A 25,233-nucleotide genomic window follows, 5' to 3' on the forward strand; every position below is an offset into this window, starting at 1 on the left:
AGTGACGCGGCCCGCGACTGTCGCAGAACTGCGACAGGTCGGCCCCGCCATCGCTCCCATCGGGGCTGACAGAAAACACCTTCCGCGACATCGTCCGCGCAAGTCGCGAGTCACGCGACGAATTGCGCAAACAGCAAACATCGGGAGTGATCAATGAACAAGGTGGAATTCCTCAGCGTCACCAAAGTTCCCTTTGCCGAACGCTATGACAACTTCATCGGCGGCAAATTCGTCGCGCCGATCTCCGGCAAATATTTCGACAACGCCTCGCCGGTGAACGGCCAGGTCGTCTGCAAGATCGCGCGCTCGGACGCGCAGGACGTCGAGCTGGCCCTCGACGCGGCGCATGCCGCCAAGGGCGCCTGGGGCCGTACCAGCGTCGCCGAGCGCGCCGCGGTCCTGAACCGGATCGCCGATCGCATGGAAGAAAATCTCGAGCGTCTCGCCATCGCCGAGACCTGGGACAACGGCAAGCCGATCCGCGAGACCCGCGCCGCCGACATCCCGCTCGCCATCGATCACTTCCGCTACTTCGCCGGCGTCGTTCGCGCCCAGGAAGGCTCGATCGGCGAGATCGACCACGACACCATCGCCTATCATTTCCACGAGCCGCTCGGTGTGGTCGGCCAGATCATCCCCTGGAACTTCCCGCTGCTGATGGCCTGCTGGAAGCTCGCCCCCGCGCTCGCCGCCGGCAATTGCGTCGTGCTCAAGCCCGCCGAGCAGACCCCGGCCTCGATCATGGTCTGGGCCGAGATCATCGCCGACATCCTGCCGCCAGGCGTCCTCAACATCGTCAACGGCTTTGGCCTCGAAGCCGGCAAGCCGCTGGCATCGAGCCCCCGCATCGCCAAGATCGCCTTCACCGGCGAGACCACGACGGGCCGGCTGATCATGCAATATGCCAGCCAGAACCTCATTCCGGTCACGCTGGAGCTCGGCGGCAAATCGCCGAACATCTTCTTCAACGACGTCACCGCCGAGGACGACGATTACTTCGACAAGGCGATCGAGGGCTTCGTCATGTTCGCGCTGAACCAGGGCGAGGTCTGCACCTGTCCGAGCCGCGCGCTGGTCCACGCCGACATCTATGACCGCTTCATGGAGCGGGCGCTGAAGCGCGTCGCGGCGATCAAGCAGGGCGACCCGCGCGATGCCGCCACCATGATCGGCGCGCAGGCATCCGGCGAGCAGCTCGCAAAAATCCTGTCCTACATCGACATCGGCAAGCAGGAGGGCGCCAAGGTGCTCGCCGGCGGCGGACGTGCCGAGCTCGGCGGCGATCTCGCCGGCGGCTTCTACGTCAAGCCGACCGTGTTCGAGGGCCACAACAAGATGCGAATCTTCCAGGAGGAGATCTTTGGCCCCGTGGTCTCGGTCACGACCTTCAAGAACGACGAGGAGGCGCTCGAGATCGCCAACGACACGCTCTACGGCCTCGGGGCCGGCGTCTGGAGCCGCGATGCCAACCGCTGCTACCGCTTCGGCCGGGCCATCCAGGCCGGCCGGGTCTGGACCAATTGCTACCACGCCTATCCCGCCCATGCGGCGTTTGGCGGCTACAAGCAGTCGGGCGTCGGTCGCGAGACCCACAAGATGATGCTCGATCATTATCAGCAGACCAAGAATCTCCTGGTCAGCTACAGCCCGAAGAAGCTCGGCTTCTTCTGATCGAGGTGCGGAGAGGGCGGCGCCATCTTGGCGCCGTCCGCTCCGAAGGCCCGGATCGGCATGGTCCATAGTTCTTGATCCGGCCACGAATCTGCACGCGCACGTGGCGCGCATAGATTTGTTGCCCGATCAGCGCCAAAGATTTTCCAATATTTCGGCCACGTTGCACTGCGGCATAATGAAAGTCGTGCCATGCCGCTGCGGTGCTTTCCAAGGGCGTTTGAGTTGGGTTAGAGAGGACGAAAGTTTTCTCTGACCCGGAATTCCCATGGCCGCACCCAAGAAAGCCGCCGCAAGCACTCCACAGGACAAGACCGACGGCGGTTCGCCCCCGGAATTCACGAAGGAGCAGGAGCTCAAGGCGCTCCGCGACATGCTCCTGATCCGGCGGTTCGAGGAAAAGGCCGGCCAGCTCTACGGCATGGGCGCGATCGGCGGCTTCTGCCACCTCTATATCGGCCAGGAGGCCGTGGTGGTCGGCATGCAGATGGCCCTGAAGCAGGGCGATCAGGTCATTACCGGCTATCGCGACCACGGCCACATGCTTGCCACCGGGATGGATGCCAACGGCGTCATGGCCGAGCTCACCGGCCGCCGCGGCGGCTATTCCAAGGGCAAGGGCGGCTCCATGCACATGTTCAGCAAGGAGAAGCACTTCTACGGCGGCCACGGCATCGTCGGCGCCCAGGTCTCGCTCGGCACCGGTCTGGCCTTCGCCAATCACTATCGCGGCAACGACAATGTCAGCGTCACCTATTTCGGCGACGGCGCGGCCAACCAGGGCCAGGTCTATGAGAGCTTCAACATGGCGGAGCTCTGGAAGCTGCCGGTGATCTTCGTCATCGAGAACAACCGCTACGCCATGGGCACCTCGGTCTCGCGCGCCTCGGCGCAGCAGGATTTCTCCAAGCGCGGCGCGTCCTTCAACATTCCCGGCAAGCAGGTCGACGGCATGGACGTCCGCGCCGTCAAGGCCGCCGGCGACGAAGCCGCCGCCTGGTGCCGCGCCGGCAAGGGTCCCTTCATCCTGGAGATGCAGACCTATCGCTATCGCGGCCACTCGATGTCCGATCCTGCAAAATATCGCACACGCGAGGAGGTCGAGAAGGTCCGCCACGACCAGGACCCGATCGAGCAGGTGCGCAACCGCCTCCTGGCCGCCAAGGTCGGCGAGGCCGATCTCAAGGCGATCGACGCCGAGGTGCGCGACATCGTCAACGCGTCCGCCGATTTCGCCCAACATGATCCCGAGCCGGATGCCGCCGAGCTCTGGACCGACGTTTACCGCTGAACGCGCGCAAGCTTTCTTTTGGAGTCGATATGCCAATTCAAGTGCTGATGCCCGCGTTGTCGCCCACGATGGAGAAGGGCAACCTCGCCAAATGGCTGAAGAAAGAGGGCGAGACGATCAAGTCCGGCGATGTCATCGCCGAGATCGAGACCGATAAGGCGACCATGGAGGTCGAAGCGACCGACGAGGGGACGCTCGGCAAGATCCTGATCCCCGAGGGCACCGCCGACGTCGCGGTGAATACGCCGATCGCGACCATTCTCGCCGACGGCGAAAGCGCCGCCGATCTTGCCAAAGCGCCTGCACCGGCCGCGCAGAAGGCTGCCGAGTCCGCACCGCCCGCCGCGGCGAAGGCCGAGGCGCCAGCACCCAAGGCCGCTCCTGCGCCGCAGGCCGTCGCCGAGCCCGATCCGGAAGTGCCCGCGGGCACCGAGATGGTGACGCAGACCATCCGCGAGGCCTTGCGCGATGCCATGGCCGAAGAGATGCGCCGCGACGCCGACGTCTTCGTGATGGGCGAAGAGGTCGCCGAATATCAGGGCGCCTACAAGGTCACGCAGGGCCTGCTCCAGGAGTTCGGCGCCAAGCGCGTCATCGACACCCCGATCACCGAGCACGGCTTTGCCGGCGTCGGCGTCGGTGCCGCGATGACGGGCCTCAAGCCGATCGTCGAGTTCATGACCTTCAACTTCGCCATGCAGGCGATCGACCAGATCATCAACTCCGCGGCCAAGACGCTCTATATGTCCGGCGGCCAGATGGGCTGCTCGATCGTGTTCCGCGGGCCGAACGGTGCGGCTGCGCGCGTTGCCGCCCAGCACAGCCAGGATTATTCGGCCTGGTACTCGAACGTCCCGGGCCTCAAGGTCGTCGCACCGTTCTCGGCCGCCGACTACAAGGGCCTGCTCAAGGCCGCGATCCGCGATCCCAATCCGGTGATCTTCCTCGAGAACGAGGTGCTCTACGGCCACACCGGCGAGGTGCCGAAGCTCGACGATTTCGTGATCCCGATTGGCAAGGCCCGCATCGTGCGTTCTGGCAGCCATGTCTCGATCATCTCCTGGTCGAACGGCATGACCTATGCGCTGAAGGCGGCCGACGAACTCGCCAAGGAGGGCATCGAGGCCGAGGTGATCGACCTGCGCACGCTGCGTCCGATGGACACCGAGACCATCATCAACTCCGTCAAGAAAACGGGGCGCGCCGTCACGGTGGAAGAGGGTTGGGCCCAGAGCGGCGTCGGCGCCGAGATTGCCGCGCGCATCATGGAGAACGCCTTCGATTATCTGGACGCGCCCGTCGCGCGCGTCTCCGGCAAGGACGTGCCGATGCCCTATGCCGCCAATCTGGAGAAGCTCGCGCTGCCTTCGGCGGCAGAAGTCGTCGAGGCCGCTAAAGCCGTCTGCTACAGGTAGACCATGGCGGGCCCGAAGGAGCAGCCACTTCCGCCCGACGTCATGACCCGCGACGACGCGGTCGAGATCCTGCGCGTGTTCGTGCTGGACGGCGGGCTGTCGATGGCGTTCCAGCGCGCCTTCGAGGAGCCCGACATGTGGGGGCTGCTGCTCGTCGATCTTGCTCGCCACGCCGCGCGCGCCTATGCGCGCGAGAGCGAATATACCGAAGAGGACGCGCTGAATCGGATCCTGGAGATGTTCCAGGCCGAGATCGAGCGTCCCACCGACACCGGCACCACGACGCCGCGCGGCAAGGGACACTGACCGTGGCGATCGAATCCCATCATTTCGATTTCATGCTGGAGGCGATCCGCGAGGCGGAGGCTTCGATCGCGCAGGGCGGCCTGCCGATCGGCGCGGTGCTGACGCGCGACAACAAAATCATCGCCCGCGGCCACAATAACCGCGTGCAGGAGAACAATCCGATCCTGCACGGCGAGATGAGCTGCCTGCGCGAGGCCGGCGCGATCTCGTTTCACGATACGGTCATGTACACCACGCTGTCGCCATGTTCGATGTGCGCCGGCGCGCTGGGGCTGTTCAAGGTCAAGCTCGTGGTGATCGGGGAATCCGTCACCTTCGAGGGATCCAAGGACATCCTCGACAAGTTCGGCATCCCCTGGATCGATCTTGCCGACGAGCGCTCCATCAGCATGATGAAGAATTGGCGTTCCATCCCTGCCAATGAGCGCCTGTGGCAGGGCGACATCGGCAACTAAACCTGGTCTGTTCGTCTCCGCTGTCGGAGGCGACGTTTTGCAAAGTTCTTCTTGAGGTCAGCATGCCCATCAACATCCTGATGCCCGCTCTCTCGCCAACGATGGAGAAGGGCAACCTCGCCAAGTGGCTGAAGAAGGAAGGCGACAAGGTCAAATCCGGCGATGTCATCGCCGAGATCGAGACCGACAAGGCGACGATGGAGGTCGAGGCCATCGACGAGGGCACGATCGCCAAGATCCTGGTGCCCGAGGGCACGCAGGACGTCCCGGTCAACGACGTGATCGCGGTGCTCGCTGGCGAAGGTGAGGACGTGAAGGCTGCGGGTGCCGCCAAGCCCAGTGCTTCGGCCGCACCTCCGAAAGCTGCGGAGGCTCCCGCTGTGGCGCCGGCGCCTGCGCCCGCCGCGCCCAAGGCTGCACCGCCGCCCGCAGCGGCTCCCGCGCCGCAGGCCGCCGCACCGGCCGCGCAGAGCAACGGCCAAGGTGGTCGCGTGTTCTCCTCGCCGCTGGCGCGGCGTCTCGCCAAGGACGCCGGCATCGACGTGGCGATGGTATCAGGCACCGGCCCGCACGGCCGCGTCGTCGCGCGCGACGTCGAGCAGGCCAAGTCGGGCAAGGGCCTGAAGGCGCCCGCCGCGGCACCGTCCGGTGCGCCCTCGATCGCGCCCACCATGTCGGACAAGCAGATCCTGTCGCTGTTCGAGCCCGGCTCCTACGACATCGTCCCGCATGACGGCATGCGTCGCACTATTGCCCAGCGCCTGACCGCATCGATCCAGAACGTCCCGCACTTCTACCTGACCATCGACTGCGACATCGGCAAGCTGCTCGCTGCGCGCGAGGAGATCAATGCGGCTGCGCCGAAGGACAAGGAGAAGAAGCCGCTCTACAAGATCTCGGTCAACGACTTCGTCATCAAGGCGATGGCGGTGGCGCTGCAGAAGATCCCGAACTGCAATGTCAGCTGGACCGAAAGCGGCATGGTCAAGCACCACCATTCCGACGTCGGCGTCGCCGTGGCGATGCCGGGCGGCCTGATCACGCCGATCATCCGCAAGGCCGAGACCAAGACGCTGTCCACCATCTCGAACGAGATGAAGGATTTCGCGGCGCGCGCCCGTTCGCGCAAGCTGAAGCCCGAGGAGTACCAGGGCGGCACCACCGCGGTCTCCAACCTCGGCATGTACGGCATCAGCCACTTCACCGCCGTGATCAACCCGCCGCATGCGACCATCCTGGCGGTCGGCACCAGCGAGGAGCGGCCCGCCGTGCGCGGCGGCAAGATCGAGATCGCGCACATGATGAGCGTGACCCTGTCCTGTGATCACCGCGCCATCGACGGCGCGCTCGGCGCCGAGCTGATCGGCGCGTTCAAGCAGCTGATCGAAAACCCCGTCATGATGATGGTCTGACGCGGCGGCAGAGGGCGCAATTTTGCATGTCCGTACCCGCTGGCCATGGATATCGCTGCTGCTCGGAGCCGTCGTCGCGCTCAACCCGATCGGGCTCGATTTTCTGCACTCTGCGTTCTTTGCCGGCGAGCAGCTGGCACGGAACATCGCCCAGCCCATCGTGCTCATTGCTCTGGCCGTCATGGTCCTGGCGCTGATGCTCGAATGGCTGGTGAGGTCTTTTCTGGTCAAGCGCCGCGCCCGCGGCGCCTCTTGAGTTGAACGGGAGCCGCCATGGCCGACACATCCTTCGACATCATCATCATCGGCTCCGGTCCCGGCGGCTATGTCACCGCGATCCGCGCCGCTCAGCTCGGCTTCAAGGTCGCGATCGTCGAGAAGTCGTATCTCGGCGGCATCTGCCTGAACTGGGGCTGCATCCCGACCAAGGCGCTGCTGCGCTCCGCCGAGATCTATCACTACATGCAGCACGCCAAGGACTACGGCCTCTCGGCGGAGAAGGTCTCGTTCGACCCGAAGGCCGTCGTACAGCGCTCGCGCGGCGTCTCCAAGCGGCTGAATGACGGCGTCGGCTTCCTGATGAAGAAGAACAAGGTGAGCGTGATCTGGGGCGCGGCTTCGATCGACGCGCCCGGCAAGATCACCGTGAAGAAGTCCGACGTCGAGGCGCCGAAGGGCACGCTGGGCGAGGGGAGCTACCAGGCCAAGCACATCATCCTCGCCACCGGCGCGCGGCCGCGCGTGCTGCCCGGGCTCGAGCCCGACAAGAAGCTGATCTGGACCTATTTCGAGGCCATGGTGCCGGAGAAGATGCCGAAATCGCTGCTCGTGGTCGGCTCCGGCGCGATCGGCATCGAGTTCGCCTCGTTCTTCCACACCATGGGCTCGGACGTGACGGTGGTCGAGGTGCTGCCGCAGATCCTCCCCGTCGAGGACGCCGAGATCGCAGGCCTTGCGCGCAAGCGGCTGGAGAAGCAGGGCATCAAGATCATGTCCTCGACCAAGGTGACCAAGCTGGAGAAGAAGGCCGACAGCGTCGTCGCCACCATCGACGATGGCAAGGGCAAGCCTGTCACGACCGAGTTCGAGCGCGTGATCTCGGCCGTCGGCGTCGTCGGCAATATCGAGAATCTCGGCCTGGAAAAAATCGGCGTGAAGACCGACCGTGGCGTCATCGTGATCGACGGCTACGGCAAGACCAACGTCCCCGGCATCTACGCGATCGGCGACGTCGCGGGGCCCCCGATGCTCGCCCACAAGGCCGAGCATGAGGGCGTGATCTGCGTCGAGGCGATCAAGGGCCTGCATCCGCATCCCATGGACAAGAACCTCATCCCGGGCTGCACCTATTGCCAGCCGCAGGTCGCGTCCGTTGGTTTGACGGAAGCCAAGGCCAAGGAGAGCGGCCGCGAGATTCGCGTCGGCCGCTTCCCCTTCGTCGGAAACGGCAAGGCGATCGCGCTCGGTGAGGACCAGGGCCTGGTCAAGGTCATCTTCGACAAGAAGACCGGCCAGTTGCTCGGCGCCCACATGGTCGGTGCTGAAGTGACCGAGCTGATCCAGGGCTACGTCGTCGCCATGAATCTTGAGACCACGGAAGAAGAGCTGATGCACACGGTGTTCCCGCATCCGACCCTGTCGGAGATGATGAAGGAAGCCGTGCTGGATGCTTATGGGCGGGTGTTGAATATCTGATGGATGAGCCGGCGGTCTGTGGGACCCGTCATCCTGAGGTGCGAGGCCAGCGGGGCATAGCACGGCTGGCCGAGCCTCGAAGGATGAACGGCCGAGCTGCAGCAGCCGGGCTCGTCGCCCTTCGAGGCCTCCACTTCGCTCCGGCGCCTCAGGGTGACGAGTTTGATAGAGAAATACGAAAACAAGAAGAGGGAATGAACCCATGCACGACAACGACAACCTCACCATCGAACGCCCGACCTTCGTCACCCATCTCGAATGCGCGATGGAGGGCGATCACTACGCGGCCGACCAGGTCCACAATCTCTCCAAGGCCGGCAAGCCGCTGCTCGTCCGCTACGATCTCGCCGGCGTGAAGAAGGCGCTGACCAAGGACGCGCTCGCGCAACGCCCCGGCGACATGTGGCGCTACCGCGAGTTGCTGCCCGTGCGCAAATGCAAGGACATCGTCTCGCTCGGCGAAGTCACCACGCCCCTGATCCGGCTGCCGAAGCTCGGCAAGAAGCTCGGCGGCGGCGAGATCATCGTCAAGGACGAGGGCCGTTTGCCGACCGGTTCGTTCAAGGCGCGCGGTCTCGTGATGGCGGTGTCGATGGGCAAGGCGCTGGGCATCAAGCACATGGCGATGCCGACCAACGGCAATGCCGGCGCGGCGCTCGCGGCCTATGCGACGTCCTGCGGCATCAAGACCACGATCTTCTGCCCGGCCGATACGCCGGAGGTGAACGTCAGCGAGATCGAGCTGCAGGGCGCGACCGTCTACCGCGTCAACGGCTATATCGATGATTGCGGCAAGATCGTCGGCGAGGGCAAGGCAAAAGTCGGCTGGTTCGACACCTCGACCTTGAAGGAGCCGTACCGCATCGAGGGCAAGAAGACGATGGGCCTCGAACTCGCCGAGCAGCTCGGTTGGGACGTGCCCGACGTGATCTTCTATCCGACCGGCGGCGGCACCGGCCTGATCGGCATGTGGAAGGCGTTCGACGAGCTCGAGAAGATCGGCTTCATCGGTTCGAAGCGCCCGCGCATGGTCGCGGTGCAGGCCTCCGGCTGCGCGCCGATGGTGCGGGCCTATGACGCCGGCACCGAGCATGCGACGCGCTGGGAGGACGCTCACACCATCGCGTCCGGCATCCGCGTGCCGCAGGCGATCGGCGATTTCCTGATCCTGCGCGCGGTGCGCGAGAGCAAGGGCTTTGCCATCGCGGTCGACGATGACAAGATTTCGTCGGCGCTGAACGAGGTTGCGCGCGAGGAGGGGCTGCTGCTCTGCCCCGAGGGCGCCGCCACCTACGCCGCCTACAAGGACAGCCTCGCCGACGGCCGCGTCTCGAAGGATGACCGCGTCATGCTGTTCAATTGCGCGACCGGCCTGAAATACCCGCTGCCGCCGGTCACCCGCACGCTCGACCGTCACAAGCCGATCGACTACACGCAGTTCTAGCTTGCTTCTCCCTCGCCCCGCTTGCGGGGGCGCGACGAGCTTCGCTCGCGCTGGGAGGGTTGGGGTGAGGGGGAGTCTCCGCGGGGGCGGTGACAGCTGAACTTGCGGAGACTCCCCCTCACCCGAAATCCGCGCTACGCGCGAATTCCGACCTCTCCCCGCAAGCGGGGCGAGGTGAAGAAAAACAAGAACGACATCGCTGGGGAGAAGACAATGACGAAGGCCGTCTGGGCTGCGCTGTTTGCTATTCTCGCTGTGACCGGCGCCGCGCGCGCCGATGACTATCCCTCCCGTCCCATCACCATCATCGTGCCCTTCTCGGCCGGCGGCCCGTCGGATGCGATGGCGCGTGTGCTCGCCGAGCGGATGCGAACTGCGCTCGGCCAGCCCCTCGTGGTCGAGAACGTTACCGGCGCGGGCGGGTCGATCGGCGTCGGCCGTGCCGTGCAATCGCCGCCGGACGGCTACACCATCTCCTTCGGCCATCTGGGCACCCACGTCGCCAATGGCGCCGTCTACAAGCTCAAATACGACCTCGTGGCCGACCTCGAGCCGGTGGTGCTGCTGCCGAGCAATCCGATGATCGTCGTCAGCAGGAACGCGGTGCCCGCGACCTCGCTGAAAGAGCTGATCGAATGGCTGAAGTCGCGGCCGTCGGCGCCGACAGCGGGCACCGCCGGCGCCGGCTCCGGCAGCCATATCGCCGGCGTCTATTTCGAGAGCGTCTCCGGCATCAAGCTGCAATACGTGCCGTATCGCGGCACGGCGCCCGCGCTGAACGATCTCATCGCCGGTCAGATCGACGTCATCGTCGACCAGACCTCCAACTCGATTGCCCAGGTCCGCGCCGGCACCATCCGCGCCTATGCCGTCACCGACGACAAGCGCCTGTCCTCGGCGCCGGAGATTCCGACAGCGGAGGAGGCGGGGCTCAAAGGCTTCAACATGACGCTGTGGTCGGGCATGTGGGTGCCGAAGGGCACTCCCAAGGAAATCGTTGCCAAACTCAATGCTGCGGCGGTGGAGGCGCTGAACGATCCCGCCGTGAAGAAGCAGCTCGAAAGCCAGGGGCTGGAGATGACGCCCAAGGATCAGCTCACGCCGGAAGCGCTCGGCACCCGCCAGAAGGCCGAGATCGCCAAATGGTGGCCGATGATCAAGGCGGCGAACATCAAGGTGGATTGAGCACGTCGCATGGCCGCGGGCCTGTCCTGGCCGTGGGAATCCGGCGCCGCCGCATCACATCGTGGCGTCACCGGGCTCCGACAGTGCGGTCTCCAGGCACTGCATCAGGGCCGGCGTTGAAAACGGCTTGGCGAGAAAGCAGGTCGCGCCGGCCCTGAGTGCGCGGTCGCGTACGGACTCGTCCGGAAAAGCCGTCATGAAGATGAAAGGCGTGACGTGCCCGAGACCGCGCATATGCGTCAACAGCTCGACGCCGCTCATGACCGACATCTGCACGTCCGTGATCACGCAGCAGGTCGTCTCAAGTTCGGGGGATTGGAGAAATTCGTGAGCCGAACCAAAGGTGTGGACCGTATACCCGCGCGACGTCAGGAGGTTGTTCGTCGCAAGACGAACGGAGGGATCATCATCAATGACGGAAATGATCGAAGACGCTGACAATATGATCGCTCCTGCACGGGGAGCCGCCGGCCGCGATTCAGCCGCTTGGGGGAAGGTGGGCCACCGGAGCGAGATTGGAAAGCATACTTAGGTTTGCAGATGACCCCTGTTGCGCGGGATTCCGAGCGCGTCGGTCATTCTGACGAGGTCCGCCAACGACTTCGCTGCCATTTTCCGCATGATCTGGCCGCGATAGATCTTCACGGTGATTTCGGCCAATCCCAGCTCGGCGGCGACCTGCTTGTTCATCAGGCCGGACGCAACCAGGGCGAGCACATCGCGTTCGCGCGCCGTCAGCCCCTCGTAACGGGATCGCACGCCCGAGATCGACTGCTCGGCATCGCGCCGCTTGCGATCGCGTTCGATCGCAGCCTGCACCGCATCCAGCATGTCCTGGTCGCGCACCGGCTTGGTCAGAAAATCGACGGCACCGCTCTTCATGGCTCTTACGGTCATGGGAATATCGCCGTGACCGGTGATGAAGATAATGGGCGTGTGAATATTGGCTTTGGCGAGGTCCGCCTGGAGGTCGAGGCCACTCAAGCCTGGCAGGCGGATGTCGAGCACGAGGCAACTGGGGACAGCAGGCGGTTTGGCTTCCATGATCTCCGCCGCCGAACTGAAGGCTTCGACCTTGAGACCGACCGATTGAAAGAGATTGGTGAGCGCACGGCGCATCGACGGATCATCATCGACGATCAGGACGATCGGATCACCGGCGCTCGCCTGGGCCTGCTTGGCATGATCAGTCACGACGTGTCCTTGTGTGGCAAGGGCAGGGCGATCTGGAATGTTGCACCACTCCCTTCATTTTGAATGGCCGAAAGCCGGCCCGCATGAGCCTCGATGATCGATCGGCAGATCGAGAGTCCCATTCCCAGACCGCCCGATTTCGTCGTGAAGAAGGGGTTGAAGATGCGTTCCTTGACGTCGTTGCCAAGGCCGACACCGCGGTCCGTCACGGTGAGGAGCAGGCGATCGTCGTCCGTCCGGCTCGAGCGGATCGCCAGCTCGCGCGGGCGGTCGACATTGGCATGCATGGCTTCGATGCCGTTCACCACCAGGTTGATCAGCACCTGCTGCAGCTGGATCCGGTCGCCGCAAATGCTGGGCAGATCGGACGCCAACTCCATTCGCACCGACACCGCATGGATCGCGAGCTCGCGCCGAACCAGCGCCACTGCCTCCCTGACGACCTGGTTGATGTCGAGTGGAGCCATTTCGATCTCGGTCTTCTTCGCAAGCGCTCTGATCCGGCGGATCACCTCGCTTGCCCGGTTGGCGTCCTCGACAATCCATTCTGCGGAACGGCGCGCGGCCTTCAGGTCGGCAGGGTCGCGGTCAAGCCAAGCGATGCAAGCGTCCGCATTGGAGATCACCGCGGCAATGGGCTGGGTGATTTCGTGGGCAATCGAGGTGGTCAGTTCGCCGAGCGTCGTGACGCGGGTGACGTGGGCGAGCTCGCCTTGCGCCTTGCGCAGCGCCTCTTCCGCCTGCTCGACGCGGATTGCCGCCGTGACGTCGCTGCTGACGCCGCGATAGCCGAGAAAATTGCCTGCCGCATCATGGAAAGGCTTGCCGCTGGTCCGAACGTAGATTGGAGATCCGTTGCCATCCCTGCTGCGGTAGATCAGATCGCGGAACGCAACGTGGGCATCGAGCGCCGCGCGATGCTGCTCCCATTTCTCCGGCTCGAACTCGGCGTCGGGCGGAATGTCCCAGCGGGTCAGGCCGATCAGGCCCTTCGGCGCCGCGCTGGAGGTTTCGGCATGCTCCGATATCCTGGTGATGCGGTGATCCGGCCCGGTCTCCCAGAACCAGTCGGATGCGGTTTCGGCATAGTCGCGGAATCGCTGTTCGGATGTCTTGAGCTCGTCGAACGCCTTATGCAGCGCATCTTTCGCCGCGAACTGCTCGGTGACGTCCACGTGCGTGCCGATGATTTCCATCACCTCGCCGTCGCGGCCGATCACGGGATGTCCCTCGCTGTGGACGCGTCTGATCGAGCCGTCGGGGCGCACAATCCGGAAGTCGATCTGGAAGGGCTGCTTTTGCCTGACAGCTTCACGTTCCACCTCGACAATCCGCCGAAAGTCCTCCGGCAGGATACGTTGCTGAAAAGCCCGGGCCGGGACATCGGTCTGGTCCGGCTCAAACCCGAACAGTCGGTACAGTTCAGTCGAGCGGTAGGCGAACTCCTGACGATGAACGTCCCAAGCCCAGCTGCTCGTATGGCTGAGGCGTTGGGCTTCGGCCAAATAGGCTTCGCTGCGACGCAGCCTCTGTTCCGCTTCCTTCGCAATCGTGACATCGGTCACCGCTCCGACGAACTCGATGCGCCCGGATGGGTGCCGCACGGCGCGCGCCACGGAATGGAGATATTTGATCGATCCGTCGGGCATCAGCAGGCGGTATTCGTGGTCGAAATCCTCCGCCAGCCGGTAGGCCCGATCAAGGGTGCTGCGGACTGTGTCGCGATCTTCCGGATGGATGCGCTGAAAGGCGAAGTTCAGGGTCGGCTTCGTCGCAGGGTCGCATTGGAAGATGCGGAAAGTCTCCCTCGACCAGACCGCCTCGCCGGTGGCGAGGTTCAAGCCGAAGCTGCCGGTGTGGCTCAATTCCTGGGCCTGGGCGAGGTAGGCCTCGCTCTGTCGCAGCGCATCCTCGGTCTCCTTGCGCTGGGTGATGTTCTCGCAGGCGACCAGCAGGATCGGCGTGCCGTCGCCGCGCAACATCGCCTTGGCGTTCTCGCGGACCCAGAGCACCGATCCGTCCTTCCGGAACTTGCGAATCTCCCAGGTATGCGACTGGTCCACGGTCGTGAGGCACAAAGCGACGCATTGACGAACGAAGTCGTGGTCTTCCTCGAAGAAGACGTTCAGCACGGATTGGCCGATCAGCTCGGCCGTCGTGTAGCCCAGTTGTGCGGCGCCAAACGTATTCACGTTGAGCACCGTTCCGGCCGGATCGACCATGAAGTACATGACCGGGTTGTGCTCGAACACCTCGCGCCATTGCTTCATGGCGTCACGCAGATCGGCGTTCTGCCGCGAGGCCTCAGCTACCGCGGACCGGTCCTTCTCGCCGTTGCCGAATGATCGAAGCGCCGCAAGGCCGCCGAGCAGGAATTGTGCGGCCGAAGTCCCGATTTTCGTGATCTGGCCAGGCATCATCGCAAGCGTCCCGGCGCGCCAGCGTCAAGGCGAGTAGAGCACTTTGCCAGAACAGGGGCAATTGCCCCCGACCAAAGTCGGATTCCGGGCAAAGCTCCCGGTTGCCGTGCAGCTTGCGCGCGTTGCTCCGTCTCGTTGCGCGGGCGGGCAGAGGTCCGCAAAACTACGGCCAAACCTATGTATAGCTCGCACAACCCTAGTTCTAGCGCGCATTTACCTCCGTACAATTGAGCGATGCGTTGCAGCCGGCCTAGTTTGGCAGCCAATCGAGAGGAGACGATTGCGGAGCACAAATTGCTGAAAGGCTCCGGGGGTGTTGCCCCAAAAGAGCCAGGCTCTGCATCCGCCCCTGACTTGCCGGATGAATTGGCAGTCACGATTGAGAAGCCGCATTTTCCGTGACGACCGTGGCGACCCGTGCTTGCGCACAAGGAAGCCGGGACCCCTAAGAGGTCAAGAGGAGAGGATGATGTGCGATAGCCCCGACTACTCCGAGCGCCGTCCCGAGTCCAAAGGCTGTGCTGTCTGCGCGGCGAAGTTTGGCCTGATCCGATACTATTCCTGGCGGACGCCGGTCTGCTCGAGGAAATGCCTCGACCGGTTCAGGGCGCGCCGTGAGCGCGACCGTCGCTGGTTGTTCCGATATCAGGCGGCCTGAGGACCAGCCGCCGCTTCTGCCACCTCAGGCAATTTCTTCGTCGGGAGGCTGCGTTGAACCGTACCTGCAAGCTCCTGTTGGCGATCGCGCTGCCACTTTCGCTGGTGACGGGCGTGGAGGCCGACGAAGCCGGACCGGATGGTTCACATCGTCACCATCCGCCTCAGGATCAACTGCTGCACGAGAAGTTCTATTCGAGCTGGCACATGCCGGACAATCCGGTTCTGAGCTGCTGCAACAATGCCGATTGCTACCCGACCGAGATTCGCTACGTCGACGGCAGGATCTACGCGCGGCGCCGGGAAGACGGCAAATACATCCTGATCCCGTCGCAGAAGGTCGAGCGCAACAGAGACAATCCCGACGGCCGCAACCATATCTGCGCGCGACCGCCGTCCGCCTCTCTGGTCGACCTGGTCTACTGTTTCGCGCTGGGAGGTGCCACGTGAGATTCATATTGGTGAACGGCAGAACCCCGTTCCGCAAGACGTCGTGCCTTTGGTGCTGCGAGGAGATCGATGGTGGCTATCTGCGCGACGCCAGGACGCTGCTGCGCTACTGCGGCTACGACTGCTACGCACTTCATCACGAGTCCGCGCCGTTGATCGAGGGACGCACGCGCGCGGCATCTTGAGTAGTCGGGCCGCAGAACGCATTCGGCAGGAGAGGACACGGCATTGAGATTCATGCTCGTCAATCAGGAACATCCCTGCCACGGCGGCGTCTGCCGCGCATGCGCCCGGCCGCTGGGTGCGAGTTACGTCCGTCATGTGTCCAAGCAGGAGCGGTATTGCGACTACGGTTGCTACCGTCAGCAAACGGCCATGGACATGCTGTGGCCCGGCAGCTCGCTCGAGACGATCGCGGCGCTGGCGGCGATCTCGAGCTGGAGCTGGATGATTCAGATCGGCGCGCTGTCGCGCGCATTGGCCGAGGCGTATCTGCGCGAGTACGACCTTCTGACCACGGAAGGAGGTGACGGCTAGCTCGATGACGGCCGCGCAGAAAAGTCGGCCGCAGTCCCGCGTCCAGCCCGCGCCGCGTCCAGCCCCGGCGGCGGCGAGGCTAGGGTGAGGGGGCTGCGGCCGATCCCGTTGGTGCCGCGCTCACTTCCTGCGTCGTGACGCGCTGGTCGGACTTGCCGGCGACCATGCTGCTACCCTCGAACCGTGCGCGGTACACCAGCACGTTCTCCATCACGCGCTGGACGTAGTTGCGCGTCTCCGACAGCGGGATGCGCTCGACCCAGTCGACCGGATCGACCTTGGGATCCCTGGGGTCGCCGCGGGCCTGCACCCATTCGCGCACGCGGCCGCGGCCGGCATTGTAGCCGGCAAACGTCATGATCTGGTTGCCGCGATATTCCGACAGGAGCGCGCTGAGCTCGGCCGCGCCCATTTGCGTGTTGTAGACGGGATCTGAGACCATCTTGTCCCAGTCGTAGGTCAGGCCGAAGCGCTTGGCGGTGTCGCGGCCGGCTTCAGGTGTCACCTGCATCAGCCCGACCGCATTGGCCGGCGACTTGTCGCGCTGGTCGAACGAGCTTTCGGTGCGCGCCACCGAATAGATCACGCTGGTCTCGATCGCGGGCGCGACCTGCTGGTGCTCGGGGATGCCGATGGTCGGAAAAGCGTAATGGTCGAGCGCGAGCCCGCGCGCCAGCGCCGACTTGCCGACCTCCAGCATCACGCGCGCATCGCGGCGCTGTCCGGCGAGTTCGCCGAGCCCCTCGAGGGCCGCGACGTCGGTGCTCTCCTTGGCGAAATCCTCGGCGTAATAGAACACCGTGTCGCGCTCGCCGATGCCGTAGAGCATGTCGGCAGCGCGCACGCGCTCGTCTGCGGGCGGAGTGTCGAGCGCGGCCAGCACGGGCGAGGGCGGTCGCAGCTCGATGCGATCGAGGCCGAGCTTTGCGCGCGCAAGCTGGCCGTAATAGGCGGTCGGATAGCGCGCGGCCGCCCGGTAGCTCATGCGAGCATCGGCCACAGCACCCATCGCCTCGGCGGCACGGCCGCGCCAGTAATGGGCACGCGACAGCGCGATCGGATTGGCCGAGCCTGCATCGATGGCGGCGAAGTGCACCATGGCCGCCTGGGGATCATTCAGGAAGCGCAGAGCGATCCAGCCGCACATGAAATGATAGTCGACGCGGTAGACTTCCTTCTCGGGCACCGCGGCGGTACGCACCACGTCATACGCCGTTTTGAACTTGCCCTGGTCGAGCAGCTTGCGCGCGAGCATGCGACGCTCGCGCCACCAGGCGTCGGTGTCCTGCGCGGCCATAGTGTCGGGCGCGGCGGCCAGGATCACCTCGGCGGCGTCGTCGATGCGATCCTTCTGGAGGTGCCATTGGGCGCAGCACAGCACATAGCCGAGATCGCGGCGCGCTTCAGTCGGTACGTCCTCGAGATAATCCTTGGCCTTGCTGGCCTTGCCGGTGACGGCGGCGCAGGCCTTGACGATCGCGAGCTCATCCTCGCCGAGCCGTTTCGCGGCGCGCCGCGCAGCCGCATAGTCCTTGGCGCCGAGCCGCTTGTCCATGCGGGCGCGATGATCCTCGGAGTTGAGCAGATCGCGGAACGCCTCGTAGGAATCCTCCTCGCTCCGCTCGGACAATTCGTCGGTGCGCCAGGCCTCGCGCACGAGCCGCGCGGCCCTGTCGGCGTCGCCTTCAGCGAGCAGCACGCGGGCGAGGGCGAACTTGCCCTTGGCGCTGGTCGGGCGGTCCATGGTGAATTTGTGCACGGTGGCCGCGTCGGCCTTCTCCTGCCACAGCCGCGCCTCGGCGCGGCGGCGAAGCAGGGCGCTGCTCGGCCAACCCGGATTGGCGGCGAGGAAGGCGGCATAACGCTTGAAATTGGCGGTGCTCTCGGAATGGCGCAGCATGAACCAGTCGGCGAGCTTCTGTCCGGCGGGATCAGCGATGCGGTCGCGCGCCGCGCTCGCATCATCCGTCTTGCCCTTGCGCGCGAGGTCGATCGCATCCTTCAGCGCGGCGAGGTCCCCGGTGAGCGGCGGGGCGGCCGGCTTCTCGGGCGGATCGTCGCCGGTCTTCTTCGACTTGCGCTTGGCCTCGGCATGCTTGCCATGGCGCGATTTCACCGCGGCATGACGCTGCTTGCCGGCTTTCGCCTCATGCGACTTCTTCGGCGCGGACGATTTGTGGCTGCTCTTGGCCGCCAGCTCGGTCGGAAGGAGGGCCATTGCGGCCACGGCAACGAGACACGCGAGCGAGCGTAGGCACTGGTTCATCCCATGGTCCCCCTGCGAAACCACTACAAACCAAGGTCCGCGACGACATGCGGCTTGAGAATCAACGACATCGAGAACGATGCCACGGCATCGTTTCGCATTCCTCACGCTGTCGCAACAATGCGGCAAAATACGGATGTGACCAGGGAACTTCGGCTGGGGAGCAAAGGTCAGCTTCTTTAACCTTTGTTAACGATCCGGGCCTGCGACGGTCAGGCTTGGTTCAGGGCGCCAGGAGGAACCAGATTGCGCGTGTTCCCGCAGCCAGATCCGGTGTATGGAGTTCCCTTGCTCCGTCCCTTTGGCCTTTGTCCCTGCAGCTATGCCGATTTTCAACCAGTCGATCAGGCGCAAGATCGTCGGTATCGCCCTCGGATTGATCGTCCTGATGCTGGTCACCTCGATCCTGTCGATGGTGATGTCGAGCCAGGTCGGCGTCCTGCTCGACGAGCTCACCAACCGCTACATCCCGGCCTATGGCGATCTCGCGCGCGCCAACATCCGCTCGCTGGAGCGATCGGTGGCGCTGCGGCGGATGATCATGATGAAGATGCAGGCGTCCTCGGACGAGGAGGCCTATGCGGCGCGCCTTCGCGAGTTCGAGGACGCCGACCGCAAGATCGAGGAGGAGGCCGAGCGCGCGCGCAAGCTGATCAACGCGATCATAGACGACCCTCGCACGCCGTCCGACAATGCCGCGCTGGCCCGGATCGAGACCCGTATCGAGACCGCCGTCGGCGAGCTGCGCCGCGATCAGAAGGAGAGCCACGCGAGGCTCCTCAACCAGATCGACGCACAGCAGATGGCGGAAGCGCGCGGCACCCTCGAGCATATCGACGCGCTGCGCGACCAGTTCAACCAGAAGATCGATGCGATCCGGGCCGACATGCTCAAGCAGGTCTTCGCCAGCACGTCGCAGGTGATCGGCCATCAGCACCAGGCGATCATCGTCTCGGGCATCGTGACGTTGCTCGCGGCGATCGTCGGCTTTGCCTTTGCGCTCCTGGTGTCCAGCGGCATCACGCGCCCGGTGCGGCTGCTGCTCGCCGGCACCCGCGAGGTCGAGGCCGGCCGCTTCGACAAGACCATCACCGTGTCCACGCAGGACGAGATCGGCGAGCTAGCCGCGGCCTTCAACCGCATGACCGAGCAGCTCAGGCACAACGAGCGCATCCGCGAGACCTTTGGCCGCTACATCGATCCCAAGGTGGTGCAGGGGCTGATCGACCGGCCCGAGGTCGCGATCGACGGCGAGCGCCGGGTCATGACCATCATGTTCTGCGACATGAGCGGCTTCACCTCGATGAGCGAGGGCATGACCCCGCGCGGCCTCGTCAGGGTGATGAACCACTATTTCACGGTGATGTCCGGACCGATCAGGAGCAATCGCGGCATCATCGACAAATATATCGGCGACGCCATCATGTCCTATTGGGGCCCGCCCTTCATCGAGGAGGACGAGCAGGCGCTCCTGGCCGGTATCGCCGCAACCGAGATGGTCGACCAGGTGCCCGCGCTGCAGAAGCAGCTGCCCGACCTGCTCGGCATCCGCGCCATGCCGGCGCCGTGTGACCTGCGGATCGGCATCGCCACCGGCGAGGTCCTGACCGGCAGCATCGGCTCCGAGCTGATGATGAGCTTCACCGTGATGGGCGATGCCGTGAACCTGGCGTCGCGGCTGGAGGCCGTCAACAAGGTCTACGGCACCCGCATCCTGATCTCGCAGGCAACTGCTGATGCGATCGGAGCGCGGCTCGAGCTGCGCGAGATCGATCGTCTGGCGGTCGCCGGCCAGAGCGCGCCGCAGCCGATCTTCGAGGTGATGGCGCGGGTGGGCGCGCTCACCGCCGCGCAGGACAGCCTGCGCACGCATTATGCCGAAGCGCTCGCGGCCTATCGGGCCCGCCGCTTCGACGAGGCGCGCGCCGCCTTCAACGCCGCGCTCGAAGCCGTCCCCGGCGACGGCCCCTCGCGCACGATGCTCGGCCGCATCGCGCAATTCGAGGCGAAGCCGCCGGAGCAGGGGTGGGACGGCGCCTGGCGGCTGGAGCAGAAATAGCCGTTTTGTTGGGCCGGCCCGCGCTGTCCGGAAAAAACGTTTCTACTCGATAACGATGTTCGCCGTGACCTATTTCCCGGGCTTAGGTTGGATGTCCTTGAGGCGTTTGACGGGGACACGCCGATGACGGAACTTCAGGACAGGCTGGAACGGTTCGAGACGCTCACCGCCGAATGCGAGCTGATCGCCAAGCTCGCCACCGACAGCACCAAGCGCGAGTTCTATCTGAAACTCTCGGAACAGTACCGTCAGCTGGCGGTGGACATGCGGCAGGCGATCGCGACCAAGGCTGCGGCCTGACGCGGGCTGCAATCCGTTCTTAAGGTTTGGCGCGCATCCTTGACGTCGCGAGCGATCGCTCGTGGTGGAAAGGCCGGGGTTCGCTGCAATGCAGCGCACCTCGCGAGTGTCATTTGCCATGCTTGACAGGGCAATCACATGCGCCTCGTTGCCGTGATCATAGTCGCGCTCATGACGGCGGCCTGCGACCAGGAGCAGGATATCACCGGCTCGACGCCGACCTGCCCGATGCGGAACTACAGCTACAATCCCCGCGACATGAACCAGTGCGTCAGTGCGTGCAAATCGTGCGATCGCGGCACCACGGTCACCTGCACCACCTCCTGCACCCTCAAGGGCGCGCGCTGAGACCACCGCTTTCTCCGGCGCACCCAGCGGCGGTGCTGGGGCACCGGAACGATTCACTTGGGTTAATCATTGAAGCAGGTGGGCAGGACGCGGAGTCCGATGGAAATGGGTATGCTCGATCCCGGTCGATTTCTGGTGTCGTGCTCGCATTGTGATGCCTGGCCGATGGCGGCCAATGTGAAGCGGTCGAGCTGGTCGGCGTCCCCGCACGAGGTCCGCTTTGTCTGCACGCGCTGTCGTCGCGAGGAGACCGCCATCGTCTCGGCCTCCGGCGAATTGACCCCGATCAAGCGCGTCGATGTTCCGCCGCACGACGTCGCTGTCGCCTGGGCCCAGGCGCAACGTGTGCGAGGGCGGACCTGAGCGCCCGGCATCCACCGGTCGATTGACTCCCGGGGCCAACGGCTCGTAAATGATCGGCGACGGTTCTCCTCAGGGAGATCAAAAGGGAATGTGGTGCGGGATTGTCCCAACGCAGGGATCTGTCTCAACGCCACGGCTGCCCCCGCAACTGTAAGCGGTGAATCTTTCGTCTCATGCCACTGGGAAACTCGGTCCTGGGAAGGCGACGCAAGGTCACGACCCGCGAGCCAGGAGACCTGCCGTCAGCCGTGGTCACACGCGAAGATGTCGGTCGGGGAGTACAGACATTAGCTTCACCGGAGCAATCCATCGCTCTGCCGTGAAACCTCGTTCGCTGTGACGTGCCACTGACGTCATACCGAGGTTACAATTGTGTCCCGTCTCGTCTCTGCCGCCAGGCGCCTTGCCGCCGGCCTGCTCGCATCCGTTTCCTTCCATTCGCTCGATCTGTCCTCCGCCTTCGCCCAGCACGCGCTTGCCGAGCAATTGCCGCCGATCGAAGTGACGCAGCCCGACGATCACAACCGCACGCGGGCGAGGGCGACCGGTGACGGCGAGGCGACTCGGCAGCGGGCGAGGACGAATGTCGCGCCGGCAGGCAATGGCGCCGGCTCATCCGGCTCCGGCGGTAAGGCTGCCGCCGGCAACGGCGGCATCGTCGGGGCCGCCACGACCGTCATCACGGCCGCGGATATCGCGCATTCGCCATCGCAGACGCTTGCCGAGATCATCGCGACGCAGACGCCGGGGGCCCAGATCACGACGCTCTATGGCGGCCAGATCGGCGCCAAGACCAGCGTGGACCTGCGTGGCTTCGGCGCCTTTGCCACCGCCAACACGCTGGTGCTGGTCAACGGACGACGGTTGAACGACGTCGACATGGCGCAGGTGGACCTCTCCACCATCCCGCTCAATTCGATCGAACGCATCGAGGTCACGCGGGGCAATTCCGGGGCGGTGCTCTACGGCGACAACGCGGTCGGCGGTGTGATCAACATCGTTACCAAAAATGGCGCCGGCGGACCGCCCGTAACCGCGCGCATCGAGGCCGGCTTCGGCTCGTTCAACACCAGGCTTGGCAATGTCTTGACCTCGCTCAATTCCGGTCCGTGGTCGACCTCGTTCTACGGCAATACGGTCAGGACCGATGGCTACCGCGATAACAATCGCAATTCGCAGCAGAACGGCGTCGGCAATCTCAATTACACGACGCCGGGCCTGAGTGCTTTTCTCACCGTCACCGGCGACAATCAGGAGCTGCGACTGCCGGGCGGCCGCACCGTCGATCCCTCCATCGGCCTCGACGAGCTCAGGGCCAACCGGCGAGGGACCAGCACGCCGTTCAACCACGCCAACCAGCAGGGTTTTGGCGCGACCGCGGGCTTCACCAAGACCCTGGTCAACGGCGTCGATCTCATTGTCGACGGCGGCGTGCGCGACAAGAAGCAGCAGAGTGCGTTCTTTTCCACCCCGACGCCGGTTCCGGCGTTCTTCACGTCGACCTATGTCGGTTCCCATCTGACGAATTGGTCGATCACGCCGCGGCTCAGCGTGAAGAGCCTGCTCCTCGGCATGCCGTCGCAGCTCCTGACCGGCATCGACTATTACGATGCGAGCTTTGAGCAGAACCGCGGCCCGGGGCAGGGGCTCTCCCCCTGGCACAATTACGACCTCAGGCAGCAGACGATTGCGGGTTATGTCCAGCACACATTGGGAATCGCGCCCGCGACCGACATCTCCTACGGCGCGCGGGTGCAGAACGTCAGACTTGCGGCACGCGACAATTTCGACCCGGCAGCTCCCTTCAACGCCGACATCGGCGCGCTGCCGCTGACGAGCAACGAGACCCAATATGCGCTGCATCTCGGGGCCGAGCATCGCCTCAACGACCAGGTCTCGCTGTTCGGCCGCATTGCGCGCGCGTTCCGCACGCCTGATGTCGACGAGCGCCTGTCCTCGGGGCCTTCCTTCGATCCCTTTACCTTCGCTGCGATCCCGCAAACGTTCCAGCTCAAGACCCAGACCTCTTGGGATATTGAGGGCGGTGTTCGCATCAAGGGCGGCGGGTTGCAGCTGCAGAGCAGTCTCTATCTGATGGATCTCACCAACGAGGTCCATTTCAATCCGGTCCTGTTCTACAACACCAATCTCGATCCGACCCGCCGCTACGGCTCGGAGACCAGCCTGTCCTATCGCGTCAACGATGCCCTGCTGCTGCGCTCCGGCGTGGCCTATACCCGCGCGGTCTTCCGCGAAGGCATCTGGGCCGGCAACGACGTGCCGCTGGTGTCGCGCTACACGGCGAGTGCGGGCATCACCTGGAACATCTGGCAGAATTACGTGGTGCTCGATGCCACCGCGCGCTTCTGGAGCGAGCGACGCATGGACAACGACCAGGCGGGCACCCAAAAGCCGATTCCCGCCAACGGCACGATCGATCTCAAGCTCAGCGGCCAGGTTGAGCGCTACTTCTGGTCCCTCAGCGTCAACAATGTGCTGAATGCGCTCTACTACGACTACGCCATCGCGAGCACCTTCACGGACGGCCGCTTCAGCGCCTATCCGCTGCCCGGCCGCACCTATCTGCTCAAGGCCGGCGCAACGTTCTGATTTTCGTCACGCGCCCCTAAATGGACTAGAATTCGAAAGAAGGAGATTCAACCATGGCTCTCAGCATCCTGCCGTCTGGTGGCGATCGCTTCCGGCTTCACCCGGTCGCGCCGCGCCTTGCGCCGATATTCTGCTTTGCGCTGCTGACGGCGTCATGCGCGCTCGCAAGTTTTGCGTTTGCCTGCGCCACGCCGTTCGCGGCCTTCGCCGTCGTTGCCGCGGCGATGCTGCCGCAGCGTCCGGCGCTGCTCGTCGTCACCGGCGCCTGGCTCGTCAACCAGACCATCGGTTTCGGCGTGCTGCATTATCCCGTTGACGCCAACACGATTGCCTGGGGCTTCCTGATCGGCGCGGCTGCGCTTCTGGCGACCGCGGCCTCGTCGACGGTACTCGGCCTGCTGCCGCAGGGCCGCACGCCACTGATGCTGGCGATCACGCTCGTCGCCGCCTACGGGATTTACGAGCTCGCGCTGCTCGCCACGACGCCGTTCCTCGGCGGCGAGGGCGCCTTCACCGCCGCGATCGTGACGCGCATTGGACTGACCAGCGCCGTCTGGCTCGCCGGCCTCGTTGCCATCTGTGAGATCGTGCGCCTGGTCGATCCGGCCGGACGCAAGCGAGCGATGTCCGCCTGAGCGGCCGATCGTGGCCGTAGCCGGATGGAGCAAAGCGCAATCCGGGGCCGCTCGCCCGGCATCTAGCACGGTCCCGGATTACGCTGGCGCTCCATCCGGGCTACGCGATCGTGCCTGTGTCGCCCGCTGTCAATCTACGTCGCTAAAAATATTCCACTTTACCGAAATTCGGTTTCGGCGTATGTGTCGTCCATCCCGGCTCACCCAAGAGGGGCGACGATGTGGTCGTCACTGTCGCGAGCCGGGCTTGCGGTGGACGCGGCAGCGTCGGCACGAGAGGCGCGGGCAGGGCGGGTTGTCCCTGTGAGCCCGAGGCTTCGTGCGGACGACGGCGCTGCCAGGCTTCGTCTCGTCTGTAAGTTTCCGGCTTCGTCGACGGGGCCCGGGAAAACTGCGGCCAAATGGCGGGCCGCGCGTACGGCAAAACCGTGTGGTCCTGGCCGTCGTTGCTACGGTCAAGTCCTTGCGAAGGTGCGAGCGAGCCCAACCGGGCAGACTGCATCATCCAAATTCGCGGGGC

At 64.6% G+C, this 25,233-nt stretch carries 23 protein-coding genes and 1 riboswitch; of the genes, 19 read left to right on the forward strand and 4 right to left on the reverse strand.

Annotated features, from left to right (window positions below):
• Positions 1–153 precede the first annotated feature (153 nt).
• The 10 genes from adh to A3AS_RS0125005 all read left to right on the forward strand — a co-directional run bounded on the left by adh (position 154) and on the right by A3AS_RS0125005 (position 10,874).
• A complete protein-coding gene (gene adh / locus A3AS_RS0124960) occupies positions 154–1,671 on the forward strand; it encodes an aldehyde dehydrogenase (protein WP_018320288.1) in 1,518 nt (505 codons plus the stop codon).
• 268 nt (positions 1,672–1,939) lie between these two features.
• A complete protein-coding gene (gene pdhA / locus A3AS_RS0124965) occupies positions 1,940–2,962 on the forward strand; it encodes a pyruvate dehydrogenase (acetyl-transferring) E1 component subunit alpha (RefSeq protein WP_018320289.1) in 1,023 nt (340 codons plus the stop codon).
• A 29-nt stretch (positions 2,963–2,991) separates the two neighbouring features.
• Entirely contained in the window at positions 2,992–4,377 is a 1,386-nt protein-coding gene (locus tag A3AS_RS0124970; RefSeq protein WP_018320290.1) for a pyruvate dehydrogenase complex E1 component subunit beta, read from the forward strand.
• Positions 4,378–4,380: 3 nt separating this feature from the next.
• Positions 4,381–4,683: a DUF5076 domain-containing protein gene (locus tag A3AS_RS0124975; protein ID WP_018320291.1), complete on the forward strand. Its 303-nt coding sequence runs from the start codon at positions 4,381–4,383 to the stop codon at positions 4,681–4,683.
• 2 nt (positions 4,684–4,685) lie between these two features.
• Positions 4,686–5,138 (forward strand): nucleoside deaminase, encoded by a 453-nt coding sequence (locus A3AS_RS0124980; protein ID WP_018320292.1) that lies wholly within the window; start codon positions 4,686–4,688, stop codon positions 5,136–5,138.
• 62 nt (positions 5,139–5,200) lie between these two features.
• Complete coding sequence (locus A3AS_RS0124985; protein WP_018320293.1) at positions 5,201–6,550, forward strand: pyruvate dehydrogenase complex dihydrolipoamide acetyltransferase; 1,350 nt, start codon at positions 5,201–5,203, stop codon at positions 6,548–6,550.
• Positions 6,551–6,572: 22 nt separating this feature from the next.
• The gene (locus tag A3AS_RS0124990) at positions 6,573–6,806 is read left to right on the forward strand and encodes a hypothetical protein (RefSeq protein WP_018320294.1); all 234 of its coding nucleotides are present in this window, start codon (positions 6,573–6,575) and stop codon (positions 6,804–6,806) included.
• 17 nt (positions 6,807–6,823) lie between these two features.
• Positions 6,824–8,245: a dihydrolipoyl dehydrogenase gene (lpdA, locus tag A3AS_RS0124995; protein ID WP_018320295.1), complete on the forward strand. Its 1,422-nt coding sequence runs from the start codon at positions 6,824–6,826 to the stop codon at positions 8,243–8,245.
• 202 nt (positions 8,246–8,447) lie between these two features.
• Positions 8,448–9,689 carry a threonine synthase gene (locus A3AS_RS0125000; protein WP_018320296.1) on the forward strand — a complete coding sequence of 414 codons (1,242 nt, stop codon included), beginning with the start codon at positions 8,448–8,450 and terminating at the stop codon, positions 9,687–9,689.
• A gap of 213 nt (positions 9,690–9,902) precedes the next feature.
• Positions 9,903–10,874: a tripartite tricarboxylate transporter substrate binding protein BugD gene (locus A3AS_RS0125005; protein ID WP_026202328.1), complete on the forward strand. Its 972-nt coding sequence runs from the start codon at positions 9,903–9,905 to the stop codon at positions 10,872–10,874.
• 54 nt (positions 10,875–10,928) lie between these two features.
• Here the strand turns inward: A3AS_RS0125005 and A3AS_RS0125010 are convergent, their stop codons facing one another.
• From A3AS_RS0125010 to A3AS_RS0125020, 3 genes are all read right to left on the reverse strand, one after another.
• Positions 10,929–11,315, reverse strand: coding sequence for a response regulator transcription factor (locus tag A3AS_RS0125010; protein ID WP_018320298.1), 387 nt, complete (start codon positions 11,313–11,315; stop codon positions 10,929–10,931).
• Between the two features lie 87 nt (positions 11,316–11,402).
• Positions 11,403–12,068 (reverse strand): response regulator transcription factor, encoded by a 666-nt coding sequence (locus A3AS_RS0125015; RefSeq protein ID WP_018320299.1) that lies wholly within the window; start codon positions 12,066–12,068, stop codon positions 11,403–11,405.
• The gene (locus tag A3AS_RS0125020) at positions 12,065–14,488 is read right to left on the reverse strand and encodes a PAS domain S-box protein (RefSeq protein WP_018320300.1); all 2,424 of its coding nucleotides are present in this window, start codon (positions 14,486–14,488) and stop codon (positions 12,065–12,067) included. The genes A3AS_RS0125015 and A3AS_RS0125020 overlap by 4 nt, the downstream gene beginning before the upstream one ends.
• Before the next feature lie 711 nt (positions 14,489–15,199).
• On the opposite strand from A3AS_RS0125020, the gene A3AS_RS0125025 reads away from it, so the two are divergent.
• The 3 genes from A3AS_RS0125025 to A3AS_RS48485 are packed head-to-tail and all read left to right on the forward strand — an operon-like array spanning position 15,200 to position 16,132.
• Positions 15,200–15,595, forward strand: coding sequence for a hypothetical protein (locus A3AS_RS0125025; protein WP_018320301.1), 396 nt, complete (start codon positions 15,200–15,202; stop codon positions 15,593–15,595).
• Entirely contained in the window at positions 15,592–15,780 is a 189-nt protein-coding gene (locus tag A3AS_RS48480) for a hypothetical protein (RefSeq protein ID WP_177237119.1), read from the forward strand. The genes A3AS_RS0125025 and A3AS_RS48480 overlap by 4 nt, the downstream gene beginning before the upstream one ends.
• A 43-nt stretch (positions 15,781–15,823) precedes the next feature.
• Positions 15,824–16,132: a hypothetical protein gene (locus A3AS_RS48485; protein ID WP_245283271.1), complete on the forward strand. Its 309-nt coding sequence runs from the start codon at positions 15,824–15,826 to the stop codon at positions 16,130–16,132.
• 79 nt (positions 16,133–16,211) lie between these two features.
• On the opposite strand, the gene A3AS_RS0125040 is transcribed toward A3AS_RS48485, so the two are convergent.
• Positions 16,212–18,398: a transglycosylase SLT domain-containing protein gene (locus A3AS_RS0125040; RefSeq protein ID WP_018320303.1), complete on the reverse strand. Its 2,187-nt coding sequence runs from the start codon at positions 18,396–18,398 to the stop codon at positions 16,212–16,214.
• Between the two features lie 322 nt (positions 18,399–18,720).
• Between A3AS_RS0125040 and A3AS_RS0125045 the strand changes: the two genes are divergently transcribed.
• The 6 genes from A3AS_RS0125045 to A3AS_RS0125070 all read left to right on the forward strand — a co-directional run bounded on the left by A3AS_RS0125045 (position 18,721) and on the right by A3AS_RS0125070 (position 24,713).
• Entirely contained in the window at positions 18,721–20,457 is a 1,737-nt protein-coding gene (locus tag A3AS_RS0125045) for an adenylate/guanylate cyclase domain-containing protein (RefSeq protein ID WP_018320304.1), read from the forward strand.
• 123 nt (positions 20,458–20,580) lie between these two features.
• A complete protein-coding gene (locus A3AS_RS48490) occupies positions 20,581–20,757 on the forward strand; it encodes a hypothetical protein (protein WP_018320305.1) in 177 nt (58 codons plus the stop codon).
• Between the two features lie 138 nt (positions 20,758–20,895).
• Positions 20,896–21,105, forward strand: coding sequence for a hypothetical protein (locus A3AS_RS0125055; RefSeq protein ID WP_018320306.1), 210 nt, complete (start codon positions 20,896–20,898; stop codon positions 21,103–21,105).
• Between the two features lie 99 nt (positions 21,106–21,204).
• Positions 21,205–21,468, forward strand: a complete 264-nt coding sequence (locus tag A3AS_RS0125060) for a hypothetical protein (RefSeq protein WP_245283272.1) — start codon at positions 21,205–21,207, stop codon at positions 21,466–21,468.
• Between the two features lie 43 nt (positions 21,469–21,511).
• Positions 21,512–21,727: riboswitch (cobalamin riboswitch) on the forward strand.
• A gap of 113 nt (positions 21,728–21,840) precedes the next feature.
• On the forward strand, positions 21,841–24,078 hold the full coding sequence (locus A3AS_RS0125065; protein WP_018320308.1) for a TonB-dependent receptor: 2,238 nt from the start codon (positions 21,841–21,843) through the stop codon (positions 24,076–24,078).
• 53 nt (positions 24,079–24,131) lie between these two features.
• Complete coding sequence (locus A3AS_RS0125070) at positions 24,132–24,713, forward strand: hypothetical protein (protein WP_018320309.1); 582 nt, start codon at positions 24,132–24,134, stop codon at positions 24,711–24,713.
• Positions 24,714–25,233: the final 520 nt, after the last annotated feature.

It is taken from the genome of Bradyrhizobium sp. WSM2793 (assembly GCF_000379585.1).
In the GTDB taxonomy this organism is placed as follows: Bacteria; Pseudomonadota; Alphaproteobacteria; order Rhizobiales; family Xanthobacteraceae; genus Bradyrhizobium.

Coding starts and splice junctions, on each gene's coding strand:
- A3AS_RS0125020 (WP_018320300.1), bottom strand. CDS start 14,488: ATGATGCCTGGCCAGATCACGAAAATCGGGACTTCGGCCGCACAATTC.
- A3AS_RS0124985 (WP_018320293.1), top strand. CDS start 5,201: ATGCCCATCAACATCCTGATGCCCGCTCTCTCGCCAACGATGGAGAAG.
- A3AS_RS0125040 (WP_018320303.1), bottom strand. CDS start 18,398: ATGAACCAGTGCCTACGCTCGCTCGCGTGTCTCGTTGCCGTGGCCGCA.
- A3AS_RS0125060 (WP_245283272.1), top strand. CDS start 21,205: ATGGAAATGGGTATGCTCGATCCCGGTCGATTTCTGGTGTCGTGCTCG.
- A3AS_RS48490 (WP_018320305.1), top strand. CDS start 20,581: ATGACGGAACTTCAGGACAGGCTGGAACGGTTCGAGACGCTCACCGCC.
- A3AS_RS0125070 (WP_018320309.1), top strand. CDS start 24,132: ATGGCTCTCAGCATCCTGCCGTCTGGTGGCGATCGCTTCCGGCTTCAC.
- adh (WP_018320288.1), top strand. CDS start 154: ATGAACAAGGTGGAATTCCTCAGCGTCACCAAAGTTCCCTTTGCCGAA.
- A3AS_RS0125000 (WP_018320296.1), top strand. CDS start 8,448: ATGCACGACAACGACAACCTCACCATCGAACGCCCGACCTTCGTCACC.
- A3AS_RS0125005 (WP_026202328.1), top strand. CDS start 9,903: ATGACGAAGGCCGTCTGGGCTGCGCTGTTTGCTATTCTCGCTGTGACC.
- A3AS_RS0124970 (WP_018320290.1), top strand. CDS start 2,992: ATGCCAATTCAAGTGCTGATGCCCGCGTTGTCGCCCACGATGGAGAAG.
- A3AS_RS0125055 (WP_018320306.1), top strand. CDS start 20,896: ATGCGCCTCGTTGCCGTGATCATAGTCGCGCTCATGACGGCGGCCTGC.
- pdhA (WP_018320289.1), top strand. CDS start 1,940: ATGGCCGCACCCAAGAAAGCCGCCGCAAGCACTCCACAGGACAAGACC.
- lpdA (WP_018320295.1), top strand. CDS start 6,824: ATGGCCGACACATCCTTCGACATCATCATCATCGGCTCCGGTCCCGGC.
- A3AS_RS0125045 (WP_018320304.1), top strand. CDS start 18,721: ATGCCGATTTTCAACCAGTCGATCAGGCGCAAGATCGTCGGTATCGCC.
- A3AS_RS0124975 (WP_018320291.1), top strand. CDS start 4,381: ATGGCGGGCCCGAAGGAGCAGCCACTTCCGCCCGACGTCATGACCCGC.